The organism is Streptomyces daliensis (assembly GCF_054782395.1).
Map to the genome: position 1 here is coordinate 1 of NZ_BAAGSO010000018.1, position 13,983 is coordinate 13,983.

The 13,983-nt window shown below is 71.3% G+C and carries 15 protein-coding genes and 1 rRNA gene; 6 read left to right on the forward strand and 10 right to left on the reverse strand.

What is annotated here, in order from left to right; all coding sequences use genetic code 11:
• Nucleotides 1–73 (forward strand): 5S ribosomal RNA (gene rrf, locus ACYVOO_RS05090); the annotation flags it as partial.
• Nucleotides 74–145: 72 nt separating this feature from the next.
• Here the strand turns inward: rrf and ACYVOO_RS05095 are convergent.
• The 3 genes from ACYVOO_RS05095 to ACYVOO_RS05105 are packed head-to-tail and all read right to left on the reverse strand — an operon-like array spanning nucleotide 146 to nucleotide 3,282.
• Nucleotides 146–280: a hypothetical protein gene (locus ACYVOO_RS05095; RefSeq protein ID WP_461014427.1), complete on the reverse strand. Its 135-nt coding sequence runs from the start codon at nucleotides 278–280 to the stop codon at nucleotides 146–148.
• Nucleotides 281–323: 43 nt separating this feature from the next.
• Nucleotides 324–1,850: a site-specific integrase gene (locus ACYVOO_RS05100; protein WP_461014428.1), complete on the reverse strand. Its 1,527-nt coding sequence runs from the start codon at nucleotides 1,848–1,850 to the stop codon at nucleotides 324–326.
• Between the two features lies 1 nt (nucleotide 1,851).
• The gene (locus tag ACYVOO_RS05105) at nucleotides 1,852–3,282 is read right to left on the reverse strand and encodes an ATP-binding protein (protein WP_461014429.1); all 1,431 of its coding nucleotides are present in this window, start codon (nucleotides 3,280–3,282) and stop codon (nucleotides 1,852–1,854) included.
• 30 nt (nucleotides 3,283–3,312) lie between these two features.
• On the opposite strand from ACYVOO_RS05105, the gene ACYVOO_RS05110 reads away from it, so the two are divergent.
• Complete coding sequence (locus tag ACYVOO_RS05110) at nucleotides 3,313–3,456, forward strand: hypothetical protein (RefSeq protein ID WP_461014430.1); 144 nt, start codon at nucleotides 3,313–3,315, stop codon at nucleotides 3,454–3,456.
• Here the strand turns inward: ACYVOO_RS05110 and ACYVOO_RS05115 are convergent.
• From ACYVOO_RS05115 to ACYVOO_RS05125, 3 genes are read right to left on the reverse strand one after another with little or no spacing between them, the layout of a single operon-like run.
• Complete coding sequence (locus ACYVOO_RS05115; RefSeq protein WP_461014431.1) at nucleotides 3,419–4,975, reverse strand: SCO6880 family protein; 1,557 nt, start codon at nucleotides 4,973–4,975, stop codon at nucleotides 3,419–3,421. The two genes, ACYVOO_RS05110 and ACYVOO_RS05115, sit on opposite strands and share 38 nt — an antisense overlap.
• A complete protein-coding gene (locus tag ACYVOO_RS05120) occupies nucleotides 4,972–6,309 on the reverse strand; it encodes a hypothetical protein (RefSeq protein WP_461014432.1) in 1,338 nt (445 codons plus the stop codon). Before ACYVOO_RS05120 ends, ACYVOO_RS05115 begins: the two co-directional genes overlap by 4 nt.
• The gene (locus tag ACYVOO_RS05125) at nucleotides 6,299–7,153 is read right to left on the reverse strand and encodes a hypothetical protein (protein ID WP_461014433.1); all 855 of its coding nucleotides are present in this window, start codon (nucleotides 7,151–7,153) and stop codon (nucleotides 6,299–6,301) included. The genes ACYVOO_RS05120 and ACYVOO_RS05125 overlap by 11 nt, the downstream gene beginning before the upstream one ends.
• Nucleotides 7,154–7,565: 412 nt before the next feature.
• Here ACYVOO_RS05125 and ACYVOO_RS05130 point away from each other — a divergent pair, with 412 nt between their 5' ends.
• Both ACYVOO_RS05130 and ACYVOO_RS05135 read left to right on the forward strand, forming a co-directional pair.
• Nucleotides 7,566–8,399 (forward strand): hypothetical protein, encoded by an 834-nt coding sequence (locus ACYVOO_RS05130; RefSeq protein WP_461014434.1) that lies wholly within the window; start codon nucleotides 7,566–7,568, stop codon nucleotides 8,397–8,399.
• 554 nt (nucleotides 8,400–8,953) lie between these two features.
• Nucleotides 8,954–9,502 (forward strand): sugar O-acetyltransferase, encoded by a 549-nt coding sequence (locus tag ACYVOO_RS05135; protein ID WP_453349021.1) that lies wholly within the window; start codon nucleotides 8,954–8,956, stop codon nucleotides 9,500–9,502.
• Between the two features lie 34 nt (nucleotides 9,503–9,536).
• On the opposite strand, the gene ACYVOO_RS05140 is transcribed toward ACYVOO_RS05135, so the two are convergent.
• From ACYVOO_RS05140 to ACYVOO_RS05150, 3 genes are all read right to left on the reverse strand, one after another.
• Nucleotides 9,537–10,412 (reverse strand): maleylpyruvate isomerase N-terminal domain-containing protein, encoded by an 876-nt coding sequence (locus ACYVOO_RS05140; protein ID WP_461014435.1) that lies wholly within the window; start codon nucleotides 10,410–10,412, stop codon nucleotides 9,537–9,539.
• Between the two features lie 72 nt (nucleotides 10,413–10,484).
• The gene (locus ACYVOO_RS05145; protein ID WP_461014436.1) at nucleotides 10,485–11,129 is read right to left on the reverse strand and encodes an O-methyltransferase; all 645 of its coding nucleotides are present in this window, start codon (nucleotides 11,127–11,129) and stop codon (nucleotides 10,485–10,487) included.
• A 53-nt stretch (nucleotides 11,130–11,182) separates the two neighbouring features.
• Nucleotides 11,183–11,491 carry a hypothetical protein gene (locus ACYVOO_RS05150; protein WP_453349008.1) on the reverse strand — a complete coding sequence of 103 codons (309 nt, stop codon included), beginning with the start codon at nucleotides 11,489–11,491 and terminating at the stop codon, nucleotides 11,183–11,185.
• Between the two features lie 192 nt (nucleotides 11,492–11,683).
• Between ACYVOO_RS05150 and ACYVOO_RS05155 the strand changes: the two genes are divergently transcribed.
• Entirely contained in the window at nucleotides 11,684–12,643 is a 960-nt protein-coding gene (locus tag ACYVOO_RS05155; RefSeq protein WP_461014438.1) for a C40 family peptidase, read from the forward strand.
• Between the two features lie 223 nt (nucleotides 12,644–12,866).
• Nucleotides 12,867–13,634, forward strand: coding sequence for a phosphatase PAP2 family protein (locus tag ACYVOO_RS05160; protein ID WP_461014437.1), 768 nt, complete (start codon nucleotides 12,867–12,869; stop codon nucleotides 13,632–13,634).
• A 103-nt stretch (nucleotides 13,635–13,737) separates the two neighbouring features.
• On the opposite strand, the gene ACYVOO_RS05165 is transcribed toward ACYVOO_RS05160, so the two are convergent.
• Nucleotides 13,738–13,920 carry a hypothetical protein gene (locus ACYVOO_RS05165; protein WP_461014439.1) on the reverse strand — a complete coding sequence of 61 codons (183 nt, stop codon included), beginning with the start codon at nucleotides 13,918–13,920 and terminating at the stop codon, nucleotides 13,738–13,740.
• Nucleotides 13,921–13,983 lie beyond the last annotated feature (63 nt).

A 13,983-nucleotide genomic window follows, 5' to 3' on the forward strand; every position in this document is an offset into this window, starting at 1 on the left:
CCCGGAAGCTAAGCCTTTCAGCGCCGATGGTACTGCATGCGGGAGCGTGTGGGAGAGTAGGACGCCGCCGAACAATTTTTAGGGGCCCCTGGTCTCAGTGTTCAATCACTGAGACCAGGGGCTTTTTGCATGCCCGAAAACGGGATTACCTCATGCCCACGCGGTCGGGCCGCGTACCGCCGTTTTCCTCGCGGACCTGGACGGCCAGGCCCGCCTTTTCGAGCAGGGTGAGCGTGACATAGATCTGTCCCGCGTTCAGCGTCTGACTGAGAGGCGTCAAACAGGAGCCGAGGACGACGGTCGGAAAACGGGGGAGACAGGTGTCAGGGAGCCGGGGGGTGGAGCGGGGTGCTCGGGTCCATGGCGAGGACCGTGGTGAGCGGCGGGTCGAGTTGGGCTGCGGACGGCCGCGCGGACACGCGGCGGCCGTGCTCGGCCACGCTCTGCGTGAGGGCGTTCAGGATCGGCATGACCTCGGGGTCCTCGCCCACGACGTAGAGCGTGCCCGTCTCGTCGAGGAAGGACTCCAGCGCGACGCGGTCGGCCCGTGCCGCCGTGCAGGCGTTGCGGACGTGGAGCTGGGCGAGCGGGGCGAGGGCCTGCCGGATCAGCTCCGTGGCGGCGCGACGGCGTTCGGGGTGCGCCGTGAGGGTGGCCTCCAGTTCACCGGCCGAGCCGGGGGACGCCTTGCGGTGCGTGCGCAGTGTCTGCACGGGGTCCGACGGGGGCGTCTTCGCGAGGGCCCAGCGGTGCACCTCGCGGAACGGCCGGTCCTCCAGCGCCGCCGCGTGGAGCCAGCAGCGCAGCAGCGTCACGGCGGCAGCGTGGGCCTCCGCGTCGATGGGGCGGGGCGAGCGGAGGGGCTCCAGCAGGGCCGTCGCGCGGGCTGCCGCGGTGGTCTTGTCCGCGCAGTTGTGGTGCGGGGCCCAGCGGATGCGGTTGGGGGTGTCGCAGAGGTGCGTGGGGTCGAAGACGTGGACGGGGCCGAGCTTGGCCCGTCCGTCCTTGGTGTCCTCCCAGAGCGCGGCGTCGCGGGTGACGACGAGGGCGGCGCCCGGCGCGTCCTGGACGAGGGTGCGGGGGTCGGCGTCGGCGCCCGGGGCGGTGGCCATGCCGATTCCGGTCCCGATTCCGGTACCGATTCCGGTTCCGGCGCCCATGAGCGCGCCCACATCCGTTGCGGTCGCCGTTCCGGGCCCGGTCGACGCGTCCTGCGTCGGCGTCGGCTCCTGGGGCTGTTCGACGGGCGGTGGCGCGGGCGCCGGTGTCGGCGTCGGTACGGGCGTCTCGGCCGCCTCGTGCGCCGGGGGCGGCTGCTCGTGGGGCCGGCGCGGCCGGGCGAGGAGGCCGTCGCGGCGGGCGGCCCGTACGGCGCGGGCGCGCGCGACCGTACCCACCACGAAGACCGTCAGGACGAGCAGCACCAGCAACTGGCTGATGAAGACGCCCCAGAACAGCCCGTACCCCGACAACTGCCCGTCCGGCGCTTCCGGCCAAGCGCCCGCGAGGTCGTGGGGCTCGGTGGCCAGCGCGCGCATGGCCAGGGGCGTACGGCCGAAGGTCACACCCTCGGGCCAGGAGCCGTGGCTGAAGAGGCCAGCCAGGCCCGTCGCCGACCAGGTGAACACCGTCAGCCCGAGGAGGAAGGCGAGGCCGCCCACGAGCAGGCTGTCCGGGACGCCGCGGCCCCCCGACGGCCCCGTACGGGTGCGACGGGGGCCGCCGGGGCGCGGCCCCCGGCCGTCGTACGGGGAGCCGTGTCCGTCGCCGTCCCCGTACCCGTCCCCGTACCCGTCGCCGTAGGGGCCCCGCGTGCCCCGTGCCCGGTGCTCTTCGTGTCCTCCGCGCATGTCAGGCGACGGTGGAGTTTCTCGTGGCCCTGCCCTGCTCGATGGGCAGGGCTCGGGCCTCGGACTCGGCTTCCAGATCCGCTTCCAGTACGGCGTCGAAGTCGACGGCGTCCTCGTCCACGGCGGAGGACTCGGTCATGGCGCGGTCGGTGAAGACGAGCGGGCGTTCGTCCTCGGTGATCAGGTGCTTGACGACTTGGACGTTGCCGTTGACGTCCCAGACCGCGATGCCGGGGGAGAGCGTCGGGATGATCTCGACGGCCCAGCGCGGCAGCCCGAGCACCTTGCCCGTCGCGCGTGCCTCGTCGGCCTTCTGGGCGTAGATGGTGCGCGTCGAGGCCATCTTGAGGATGGCGGCGGCCTCCTTCGCCGCCGCGCCGTCCACGACGTCGGAGAGGTGGTGGACCACCGCGACGAAGGAGAGGCCGAGCCGTCGGCCGAACTTCAGCAGCCGCTGGAAGAGCTGTGCCACGAAGGGGCTGTTGATGATGTGCCACGCCTCTTCCACCAGGAAGATGCGTTTCTTCCGGTCGGGCCTGATCCAGGTGTGTTCCAGCCACACGCCGACGATCGCCATGAGGATCGGCATCGCGATCGAGTTGCGGTCGATGTGGGAGAGGTCGAAGACGATCAGCGGCGCGTCGAGGTCGATGCCGACCGTCGTCGGCCCGTCGAACATGCCGCGCAGGTCGCCGTCCACCAGCCGGTCCAGGACGAGGGCCACGTCGAGGCCCCAGGCCCGCACGTCGTCCAGCGCGACGTTCATCGCCTCCGCCGACTCGGGCTTGGGGTGCCGGAGCCGGTCCACGATGTCGGTCAGGACGGGCTGGCGGTCGGCGATGGTGGCGTTGACGTAGGAGTGCGCGACCTTCAGCGCGAAGCCCGAGCGCTCGTCGAGACCGTGGCCGAGCGCCACCTCGATGATGGTGCGCAGCAGGGCGAGCTGGCCCGTGGTGGTGATGGCGGGGTCGAGGGGGTTGAGGCGGATGCCCTGGTCCAGGGCCGCCGTCGGGTCGAGACGGATGGGGGTGATGCCCATCTCCTCGGCGATGAGGTTCCACTCGCCGACGCCGTCCTCGCCCTGCGCGTCGAGCACGACGACCTGGCGGTCGCGGAAGCGCAACTGGCGCAGCACGTACGTCTTCTCCAGCGCCGACTTGCCGTTGCCCGACTCGCCGAGCACCAGCCAGTGCGGCGCCGGCAGTTGCTGGCCGTAGAGCTGGAAGGGGTCGTAGATGTAGCCCTTGCCGCTGTAGACCTCGCGGCCGATGATGACGCCGGAATCGCCGAGTCCGGGCGCGGCGGTGGGGAGGTACACCGCCTGGGCCTGGCCCGTCGAGGTGCGGACGGGGAGCCGAGTGGTCTCGGTCTTGCCGAAGAGGAAGCTGGTGAACGCCTCGGTGACGGCGGTCAGTGGATCGAGCGCGGCCATGGCCGTTACCTCCGGGTCGTCTTCGGCGGCGTGACTGTCGTGCTGGTCGGCCTCGTCGTCGTGGTCCTCGTGGTGGTCCTCGGCGTCGTTCCCATGGTCGTGGTCGTGGTCGTCGTCGTCGTGCTCGTGAGGGTCGTCATCGTCGGATCCCGGTGGCGAACGGCAGCGTGTTGACGAACGCCCGATGATGTTCCCTGTCGCACCACTCCAGCTTCAAGTAGCTCTTTCCGGCCGAGGCGCGGATCGTGCGCTTGTCGCGGGCGAGCGCTTCGGGGGAGCGGGAGGAGACGGTGATGTAGCCGACGATGTTGACCCCGGCCGCGCCCGAGGCCAGGTCCTCGCCGCGCTGGTCGACGCGGCCGTGCGCGGCGACGTCCCGGGGGTCGACGGTCCGGTTCATCTTCGCGGCGCGGCTCGCCTCCGCGTCGTCGTTGGTCTTCTCCGTGAGCATCCGCTCGATCGCCAGCTCCGTCGGCTCCAGGTCCATGGCGACGGCGACCGTACGGATCACGTCCGGCGTGTGGACGAGGAGCGGGGCCAGGAAGTTGACGCCGACGGGCGTCAGCGGCCACTCCTTGATCCAGGCCGTGGAGTGGCACCAGGGGGCGCGGGTCGTCGACTCGCGGGTCTTGGCCTGGAGGTAGGTCGGCTCCGTCGCGTCCAGCTCGGCGGGCCACGCGTTCCGCTTCGACATCGCCTGGATGTGGTCGATGGGGTGGTCCGGGTCGTACATCGAGTGGATCAGCGAGGCGAGTCTGGCCTGGCCGAGGGGCTGCCGTACGCGGATGTCGGCCTCCGCCAGGCGGGCGCAGATGTCGGTGAGTTCGCGGGCCATGACGATGGCCATGCCCTCGTCCTTGGTCAGCTTCCGGCCCGCGCCCCGGCGCGCCGCCTTGGCGATCGTGGCGCCCTCGGTGGCCAGTTCGCGGGTGTAGTGCATGCACGCGACGAGATAGGCGCGGTGCTGCTCGCTGGACGTGGACACCATCGACTGGAGCTGGTCGTAGGAGCGCCGCAGCCAGGGCGCGGCCCTGTGGTCGCCGCGCTGCTCCACGTCCTTGGCGTGCGCGTCCGGGTCGGCGGGGAGCGTGCGGGCGAGCATCTGGAGGCGGGTGACGAAGCCGTCGCCGTTCGCGACATGCTTGAGGAGGGTGCCGAAGCGGTCGACGAGGGCCTCCTGGTCCTCGCTGTCCCGCAGCCCGACGCCCGGCCCCTCGATCTCTATGGCGGCGGTGACGGTGCGCCGGTCGGCGTGGAGCAGTACGGCGATCTCGTCGGGGCCGAAGGGCGCGGAGAGCCAGTTGATGCGGCCGACGCCGGGGGGCGCGCCGACCTCGACCTCACGGCCGTCGAGCGAGGTGCCCGCCTCGGCGGCGGTGGAGCGGTACTGGGTGGCGTTCTTGCGCAGCATTCTCTTGTATGAGCGGTTGATCTCGAACCACCTGTAGAAGGTACGACCCTTGTACGGCACGTAGATCGCGGCCAGCGCGAGCATCGGGAAGCCGACCAGGGCGGGGATGCGGAAGGAGAGGACCGGGATCAGCAGACCGCTCATCATGCCCAGGAAGGCACCAGCGATGATCAGCGCGATCTCGCCGGTCTCGCGGTTCTTGCCGATGATCGCGTTCGGCCTGGCGCGGCCGATCATGTACGTGCGGCGCGGACCGCCGGCCGGGGCAGAGGAGGTCGTCATCCGCGATCACCTCCGGAACGGTTGGGCCGGGACGAGGTCCCTCGGTCGGTGTGGGCGCGCTGCGCCGGGGCCGAGCGGGGGGCGGGGGCGCCGCCTCCGCGACCGCCGCCACCGCCTGCGCCTCCGGTGCCGCCTCCGCCGCCCCCGCCGCGGGAGCTGTGGGCCGCCACGCCGCCGCTGACGGGGTTCGCGGGCTTGGCGCCGCCGCCCCCTCCGCCGCCTCCGCCGTCACCGCCGCCTCCGCTGCCGCGGGCGCTGTGCGTGTTGATGCCCTGGCGTACGAGCGCGGCGGGCGAGGAGACCACGGCCGCCGCCGCACGGGAGGCGGGGTCGCGGCTGGCGTTGCGGTGGTTGACGATCTCGTCGCCGAAGCCGGGGACGAAGCGGTAGATCATGGCGCTCGCGAAGATCGCCAGCAGGATGATGGCGAGCCCCGAGACGATCGCGGAGAACGCGTTGGGCCCGTCGGACGACGAGAGCGCCCCGGCCAGTCCGAGCACGATCACGATGACGGGCTTCACCAGGATCACCGCGATCATGATGCCCGCCCAGCGGCGGACGTGGCCCCACATGTTCTTGTCCACCAGGCCCGCGTAGACGGCGGTGCCGAGCAGGGCGCCGACGTACAGGAGCGCCGCCCTGACGACGAGTTCGAGATACAGCACGCCAGCGGCGAGCACGGACACCAGCGAGACCACGATCAGCATGATCGGCCCGCCGCCGATGTCCTCGCCCTCCTTGAGGGCCTCGGAGAACGTGCCGAAGAACTTGTCGGTCTTGTCCGATGTGCCGCTCGCGATGACGTCCGTGACGGCGTCGGTCGCCGAGACGATCGTATAGAGGATCAGCGGCGTGAAGGCGGACGCGATGACCGTCAGCCACAGGAACCCGATCGCCTCGGTCAGCGCCTCGGTGAGCGGCACCCCGCGGATCGCCCGCTTGGCGACCGCGAGGAGCCAGAGGGTGAGCGTGAGGACCGTCGAGGCGGCGAAGACGACCGCGTACTGGCGGAGGAAGTCGGGGTTGGTGAAGTCGACCTTCGTCGTGTCGTTGACGAGGTCCGAGAGCTTGTCCACGGTCCAGGCGGCGGCTTCGGCGCAGCCCTTGGCGAGGGAGGAGAGGGGGTCGAGGGCGGAGGTGGGGTCGGAGCCGCCTCCGCCGCTGCCGCCCGTGGAGTCCTGCTCGCAGTACTCCTTGCCGGGCCCGCTCAGCTCCGCGCACGGGTCAGGGGAGGGCGCCGCAGCCGCGCGGGTGGCGAGCCACAGTCCGGCGGCCTGGAAGGCCACGACGGTGCCCGCGATCCAGCGACCGCGGTGTCCCTTGCTACCGGGCATACGTGAACCCTCCGTACTCCTCGACCGCCTTGCTGATCTCTTCCGCACCCGACGCCGGAACATCCCCCGGCACCGGCGCCGGTCCGTCCTTCTGCTTGGCGGTGGCCGCCTTCCAGTCGCCGTCGGTCCAGTGCAGTTTGAAGGTCCAGGTCTTCCAGTCGGTGCGGACCGGGTCCTGGGAGCCCGTACCGGCCATGCCGATGAGGGCCGTGTACCAGACGGACACGGTGGCGCTGTCGCCGCCGAAGTCCGTCACCTTGGTGCCCACGGGGATGGTGCGGGAGACGAAGGTCCTGTCCTCAAGGGGCTTGCCCTCCTCGTCCAGGCCCAGCTTCTTCAGGAACGCGGTGGAGTACGCCTTGTCCTGCCGGGACTTCAGCTTGTCCGCAGCCGCGGGAGTGTAGACCGCGTCGACGATCCGGTGCCTGGCCGACTGGTTGAACATCTCGTCACCGCCCAGGGCGACGGCGAAGTTGGACGCCGCGCTCTGCGCCCCCTGCTCCGTCTTCGGGAACCCCGCCGGAATCCCGCCCGGGCCGCCCTCCACCGGTTTCGTGCCGGTGGGCGCTGTGGGCCGGGCCGTGTCGGCCTTCTTGCCGTCCGTGCTGTCGCCGTCGCCGCCGCCTCTGTTGGCGAAGGCGATGGCGGCGACGAGCAGCACCACGACGCCCACCACCGTGGCCACGCTGCGCCCCGGCCTGGCCGGAGGTCTGCCGCCGCTGCCGGTCTCGCCGTCGGGGAGTCGCGTGCGGGTGGTGAGGCGGCCTGAGCCATGACCGTCGTACGGGCTGTCCTCGCCCCCACGATCACGCTCGCCGTAACCGTCTCCGCCGCCGATGCTCATGCCGGACGTGCCCCCTCGACCTCTACCGCTCAACTGCCGTCAGTGCATTGTCTCCTCACATGACGTTAGCGGGGGTACCGGCCATGTGGGCCCAGAGGGCAAAGGGTGCTGGCTCCGTCTTACGAATTGATACGCGACATATGCGCAACGCGCCCCACGTGGCACATGAACGCACAGGTGACGGGGCCCTGATGGGGCGTCCGGCTGGGCCCGTCGCGATTCCGTTTCGGTTCCGGGGCGACGGACGGGGGCGACGGATGGGGCGGCGGACGGGGCGGTGCGCGGACGTGATCTCGTTGCTCCGGGGATGATGAGCTGACGAACTCGCCGCCTCGTCCCCTCGCCCCGCCCCCTCGTCCCCTCGCCCCGCCCCCTCGCGCCGTCCCCGCCCCCGCCGACGAACGGAACCCCCATGAGCACCCCTCCCCCGCCCGGCTTCGGCCCCCCGCAGAACGGCCCCGGTGCCCCCTCGCCGTACGGCGGCCCGCCGCAGGCTTACGGGCCGGGGTGGGGCCCTGGTCCTGGGTCCGGGCCTGGGGGCCCGCACGGGCCGTGGGGGCAGCCGCCCATGGGGCCGCCGCCTCCGCCGAAGGGCAGCGGCACCGGCAAGGTCATCGCCATCGTCGCGGCCGGCCTCGTGGGGCTCTTCATCCTGGGCTTCGGCGCCATGGGCGTGATCCGGGCCATGAGCGGTGGCGGCGGAGGAGGCGGCGCGGGCGGCGGGGGCGGCGGGGGCTCGGCGGCCGGGCCCGGTTACGAGGTGACGCTGCCCAAGACCCTGGAGGGCGGAAAGCTCACGCTCGCCGAGGACCTGAGCGACCAGACGAACTCCCAGAACCCCGACCTCGGTTCGGGCGACACCGGCTACACCGGGTTCTACAAGGACGGCTCGGGCACCGACCAGCTTCTCTTCGCCGGGGTCAACTCCTCGGCCAGCGACGAGTCCTCGGGCAGGGACATGCTCGATGGGATGGAGCAGGACTCCACCACGGACGTGGCCGTGCCCCGGCGGGACATCACTCCCGACGGCGCGGAGGACCCCCTCACCTGTGAGGTGCTGACCAAGGAGGAGAGCGGCCAGCAGCTCACCATGGCCGTCTGCGCCTGGGGCGACAACGGCTCGGGCGGGTCCGTCACCGACAGCGGCGCCGACGCGCTGACGGCCGACCCCGCCTCCGTCGACCTCGACGCCTTCGCCGAGCGCGTCGACGGCATCCGGGACGAGGTCCGCGTCCCCGCGAAGTGAGCGCACGGAGGGGCGCCGGGCCGTCGCCCGGTGTGCTTATCCACAGGGGTGTGGATGAAGGGGCCGGGTGCGTACGCGGTGGTCGTGGACGTGCGGGGCCACGGTTCCGTCGCGCGGCCACCGCCCCCTACAGGGCCGGTGCGAACCCGTGCAAGACCCGTACGGGGGAGCCCGGGGGAGACGGAGGGGGGACGGAAAAGGCGAGGCGGCGAGGCTGGTTCGCACCGAACTATCCACCATTGCCCGTTTTCCGTCGACGGTTTTCCGCCACGGGCGTGCCATGCGCCGTACGCCCGCCCCACCCGGCAGGATCGTGCCGACGCCTCCGGACGCAATCCCCGTGACTCGGCCCCGGGGCGCGGGCGGCGTGGCGGTCCCGTCGGGCCCGGAGTGGCGAAATCCCGTTCTCTGTCCACAGGCTGTGGACAAAGAATGCCGCGGGGCGGACATTGATACGGCCAAAAGCCTCCCCGATCATGGAAGTCCAGCGCCGCGCCCTGCCCAACCTCTCTTCCACGCCGGAGGACACCACCGTGCCCAGCCAGAAGCAGCGGATGCTCGCGGGCGAGCTGTACCTCGCCGACGATCCGGAGATCGCCGCCGACCAGCTCCGCTCCGAACGGCTCGCCGAGCGCTACAACTCCGGACCCGCTGACGACCAGGCCGGGCGCGACGCGATCCTCAAGGAGTGGCTGGGCGACGTGGGCGAGGACGTCGTCGTACGGACCCCGCTCCGCGCCGACTACGGCTACCAGGTGACCATCGGCCCCCGCACCTTCGCCAACTGGGGCCTGGTGCTCGCCGACGTCGCCCGCATCACCATCGGCGCCGACGTCCAGATCGGCCCCCACGTGCAGTTGCTCACCCCGACGCACCCCCTGGAGCCGGAACCGCGCCGCGCCAAGTGGGAGAGCGCGAAGCCCATCACGATCGGCGACAACGTGTGGCTCGGCGGCGGCGTCATCGTCTGCCCCGGCGTGACCATCGGCGAGGACACCGTCGTGGGCGCCGGGAGCGTGGTGACCCGCGATCTGCCGCCGGGCGTCCTGGCCGTCGGCAACCCGGCGCGCGTCATCCGTGAACTGACCCCGGCCGACGGCTGAGCCGAACAGCCCTGGCCCTCTTTAACAGCAACCCTCAGCCGAAACTGACCACTTCCAGCCACAGATCCAGCAGGCCGGCCTCTCCCAGTACCTGAACCCGGTCGCTGTCGCGGGGCAGTCGGCGGTAGAGGACGCACAGGACGTCCGCCACGGGGCCGCGCAGTGCGACCGTCGCCTTCTCGTGCGCGTGCCGGAAGGCGAGCCCGTCCGCGCCGACGTCGATCAGCCACTCGGCGGACGACGCGGCCCCCTCGCCGCCCCCGCCCTCGGGCGCACGGACGTCCGTCGCGTGCAGATGGAGCGTGCTGCCCGCGCGCGGCGTCAGCTTGTGCAGGTTCGGGTTGTACTGCCACATCACCGGGCTGGTGGCGATCTCCAGCCACTCGTCCAGGCAGTCGGCCGCCACGACCTGGTCCACCGTGAACTCCGCGCCCGCCGCGAGACAGGCGTCCGCGCGGTGGATCACCGTCTCGTGGGTGGCCCTGCGCGCCCAGAAGCCCGCACGGCCGTCCCCCGACCACGACCACACGGGTTCGTCGGGCCCGGCTGCGAGCAACTGCTCGACGAGCAGCAGCGCGCCCTCGGAGAACCAGTCGCCGAGCGCTTCGGCGGATGGCGCCCGCCCGTCCGGGGTGGTCTCGGGGCCGGGGCCCGCGAAGGCGGGGACGTCCTCGTCCGGGACGTTCGCTGAGGCCCGCGTCCTGACGATCTCCGCCATCCAGCGGTACGCGCCCCCGAGGTGCACGGTCAGTTCCCGGAGCGTCCACTCCGGGCAGGTCGGCACGGGCGCGCCCAGGTCGGCATCCCGTACGACGGCGTGGAACTGCCGGGCCTGCTCGGTGAGTTCGGCGCAGTAACGGGCGTGGTCCAGCGATCCCGGCCGTTCCGGCTGCGGTAAAGGTGTCGGCATGGCAGAGAGGCTAAGCGCCCGGCCCTCACGGGGCACCTCCCCGGACGGGCACCCGCACAGGAACCCGCGAGGTCACCGCTTCCGTACGAGCGTGATCCCGTCCCGTACCGGCAGCATCACGGACTCGACGCGCGCGTCGGCGGTGATCGTGTCGTTCGTCTGGCGGATGGCGAGGACGGCGTCGTCCTGGGCCGACGGATCGACGACCAGCCCCGTGCGCAGCACGTTGTCCAGCACGATGAGCCCGCCGGGGCGCATGCGCGGCACCAGTTCCTCGTAGTACGTCGGATAGCCGACCTTGTCCGCGTCGATAAACGCGAAGTCCACGGCCGGCTCCTCGGGAAGGGCGCGGAGCGTGTCCGCTGCGGGGCCGAGCCGGAGGTCGATCCTGTCGGTGACCCCGGCGCGGTCCCAGTAGCGGCGCGCGATGGACGTCCACTCGTCGGAGACGTCACAGGCGAGGAGGCGGCCGTCCTCGGGCAGCCCGCGCGCGATGCAGAGGGAGGAGTAGCCGGTGAAGACGCCGACCTCGACGGCCGAGCGCGCGCCGGTCAGCCTGACGAGCATCGTGAGCAGCACGCCCTCGTCATGGCTGACCTGCATCTCCGTGCCGGGCACGGCCTGCTGCGTCTCCTCGACGAGGTCGCGCAGCACGTCGTCGGCGGGTGTGCAGTGGGCCAGCAGATAGTCGTGGAGAGCGGGGTTCACGATGTCCATGGGCTCCTCCGGCGGCTCGTGCCGCCACCCTAAGCGGGACGGAGGAGCCCGGACTAGACCGCCATGCCGTAGACGATCGTGAAGAGCGTGCCGAGCGAGCCGATGATGAACACGCCCGTCAGTCCGGCGACGATCAGCCCCTTGCCCTGCTCGGCGCTGAAGGTGTCGCGCAGGGCCGTGGCGCCGATGCGCTGCTTGGCCGCGCCCCAGATGGCGATGCCCAGGCAGAGGAGGATGGCGACCGCCATCACGACCTCGATCATCACCCGGGCCTCGCTGCCGAGGGTCCCGAAAGGTCCCCAGTCGGGAGCGATTCCGCCGATGATGGTGGTGATATCGCCCTTGTCGGCTGCCAGGAACATGGTGAACTCACCGCCCCATGTCGGATGTTGGAGTGGAATGTCCGTGTGGACCGTCCGCGGGTGCGCGTCTGCCGCGTGGACGACGACGCGCTTCTCCCGGATTCTGTCATGAGTCGGAGCGGATCGGCACTGAACGGCTCGCGGATGGGGGAAGGTTGAGACGTGCGGGAGCGTCGGAAAAAGATATGGCTGCTGGGTCTCGGCGGCGGGCTCGGCCTGCTCGCGGGCTTCGTCGCGCTGCTCGTGGTCGGCACGTACGTGGCGGCGGCGAACCTCGCGGGAGGCGCCACGGGCGCCGCTGTGGGCCTCGCGAAGGGCGCCGTGCCGTCGGCGTACCAGGGGCTGGTGCAGAAGTGGGGCAACCTGTGCCCGGCGCTCAATCCCGCGCTGCTGGCGGCCCAGCTCTACCAGGAGAGCGGCTGGAAACCGGACGCGCAGAGCCATGCCGCGGCGCAGGGCATCGCGCAGTTCATCCCCGGCACCTGGGCGGCGCACGGCATCGACGGTGACGGCGACGGGGACCGCGATGTGTGGGATCCCAAGGACGCCATCCCGTCGGCCGCCAGCTACGACTGCAAGCTGGCCTCGTACGTGAAGGACGCGCCGGGCGACAAGACGGACAACATGCTGGCCGCGTACAACGCGGGCGCCTACGCGGTGATCAAGTACGGCGGGGTGCCGCCGTACGAGGAGACGAAGAACTACGTCTCGACGATCCGCAAGCTGGAGCAGAGCTTCGCCGCCAAGAAGGGCCGCGTCGACCCGTCCAAGCAGGCGGCCGGCGCCATCTACTTCGCCCAGCAGAAGCTGGGCACGCCCTACCTCTGGGGCGGCAACGGCACTCCGGAGCAGGGCGGCAGGTTCGACTGCTCGGGGCTGACGAAGGCGGCGTACAAGAGCGTCGGGATCGAGCTGCCGCGCGTCGCCAACGACCAGTGGAATTCGGGCCCGCACCCTAAACGTGATGAACTTCTCCCCGGCGATCTCGTCTTCTTCGGCACGGACTTGAACAACTCGCGGTCGATCGACCACGTCGGCATCTACGTCGGCGGCGGCCACATGATCGACGCGCCCTATACCGGCGCGAAGATCCGTTTCGATCCGATCGATACGCCGAAGTACTTTGGCGCGACTCGGCCTACGGCCGGATGATGTCCGGGTGTGTAATGTGCTGTGAACGCTGAGTGACGCGTGGGGCCTGAGCTGCGACGACGGGTCACCCTTCGATAACGTCCGGGTGATCGTTCGGTAAGAGCGGAACGCCAGGTGTGCCACGTGTCGTTCTATGGTGCGGAACGGATGTTCCGCACCGCGACCACGGGGGTCGGCAGCGCAGAAGAGCGACGAGTAGAGCAGAGTGAGGGGCCGCACCGCGATGGCTGTTTGGGACAACCCTGATGTCGACCTGCTCTATGAGATCAACGGGCTGGCGAAGGAAGCCCCCACCTGGGCCGATCACACCATGGAGTACGTCGGCGAGTACGGCATCGTGTTCGGGCTCGTCCTGCTCGGGCTGTGGGCCTGGTGGCGGATCACCCGCCGCCGCGAGACCCGTGACGAGGCCGTGGCCGGTTTCGCCGGGCTGATGTGGGCGCCGCTCGCCGCCGCCGTCGCGCTGCTGGTGAACATCCCCATCCGCGGCTTCGTGGAGCGCCCCCGCCCCTTCTTCGACCACCACGGTCTGGAAGTCCTGATCGCCGGCAAGTCCGACTACTCGTTCGTGAGCGATCACTCCACCCTGGCCATGGCCCTGGCCGTCGGCATCTTCATGGTCAACAGGAAGTTCGGCCTCATCGGCATCGTGCTCGCCGTCGCGGCCGGTTTCAGCCGGGTCTACATGGGCGTGCACTATCCGACGGACGTCATCGGCGGGCTCGCGCTCGGCACGGCCGTCTCCCTGCTGCTGGCCCCGGCCGCGATGTGGCTGCTGACGCCCGTCGTGCGCGCCGTCGCGGGCTCTCCGCGGGTGGGCGCGCTGGTGTGGGCGGGCGCGAAGGGCGGCGCCGGTGACGCCGGCGCTGGTGCCGAGGCCGCCGCGTCGGCGGACGGCCGCCGGGGCGGCCAGGACGGGCCGGGCGTGGACGCGGCGGCGGAGCCGGGCACGCGCAGGGGCCGGGGCAGGGACCGCGATCTGGCGGCGTGACGCCCCTTGCCGTGACGTGACGGCGCGACGGCACCGTCGCGCCCCCTTGAGCCTGGGCGGCCGGGCGGTGGCCCCCCGAAGCGGCGGCGCCTGAGCGCTGGTGTCAGTCCTGGAGCCCTCGCAGGTGTGCGGCGGCGTCCGCGCGGGCCTTGTCGCGGGCCCTGCGCGCCGGTCCCCGCCAGCCGCAGTCGCATCTCGCGCTGGTGAAGGAGCCCCGCTCATCGGTCGACGTACGGTGTCCGTCCTGCTCTTCGAGCTTCGGCTCGGGGGCTAGGTCGTTTCTGATGGCTCTTGCTGGGGTGGGTGGATCAATGCTGGGGATGGGCAGGCGCGTCGTATGGTGCGGCGA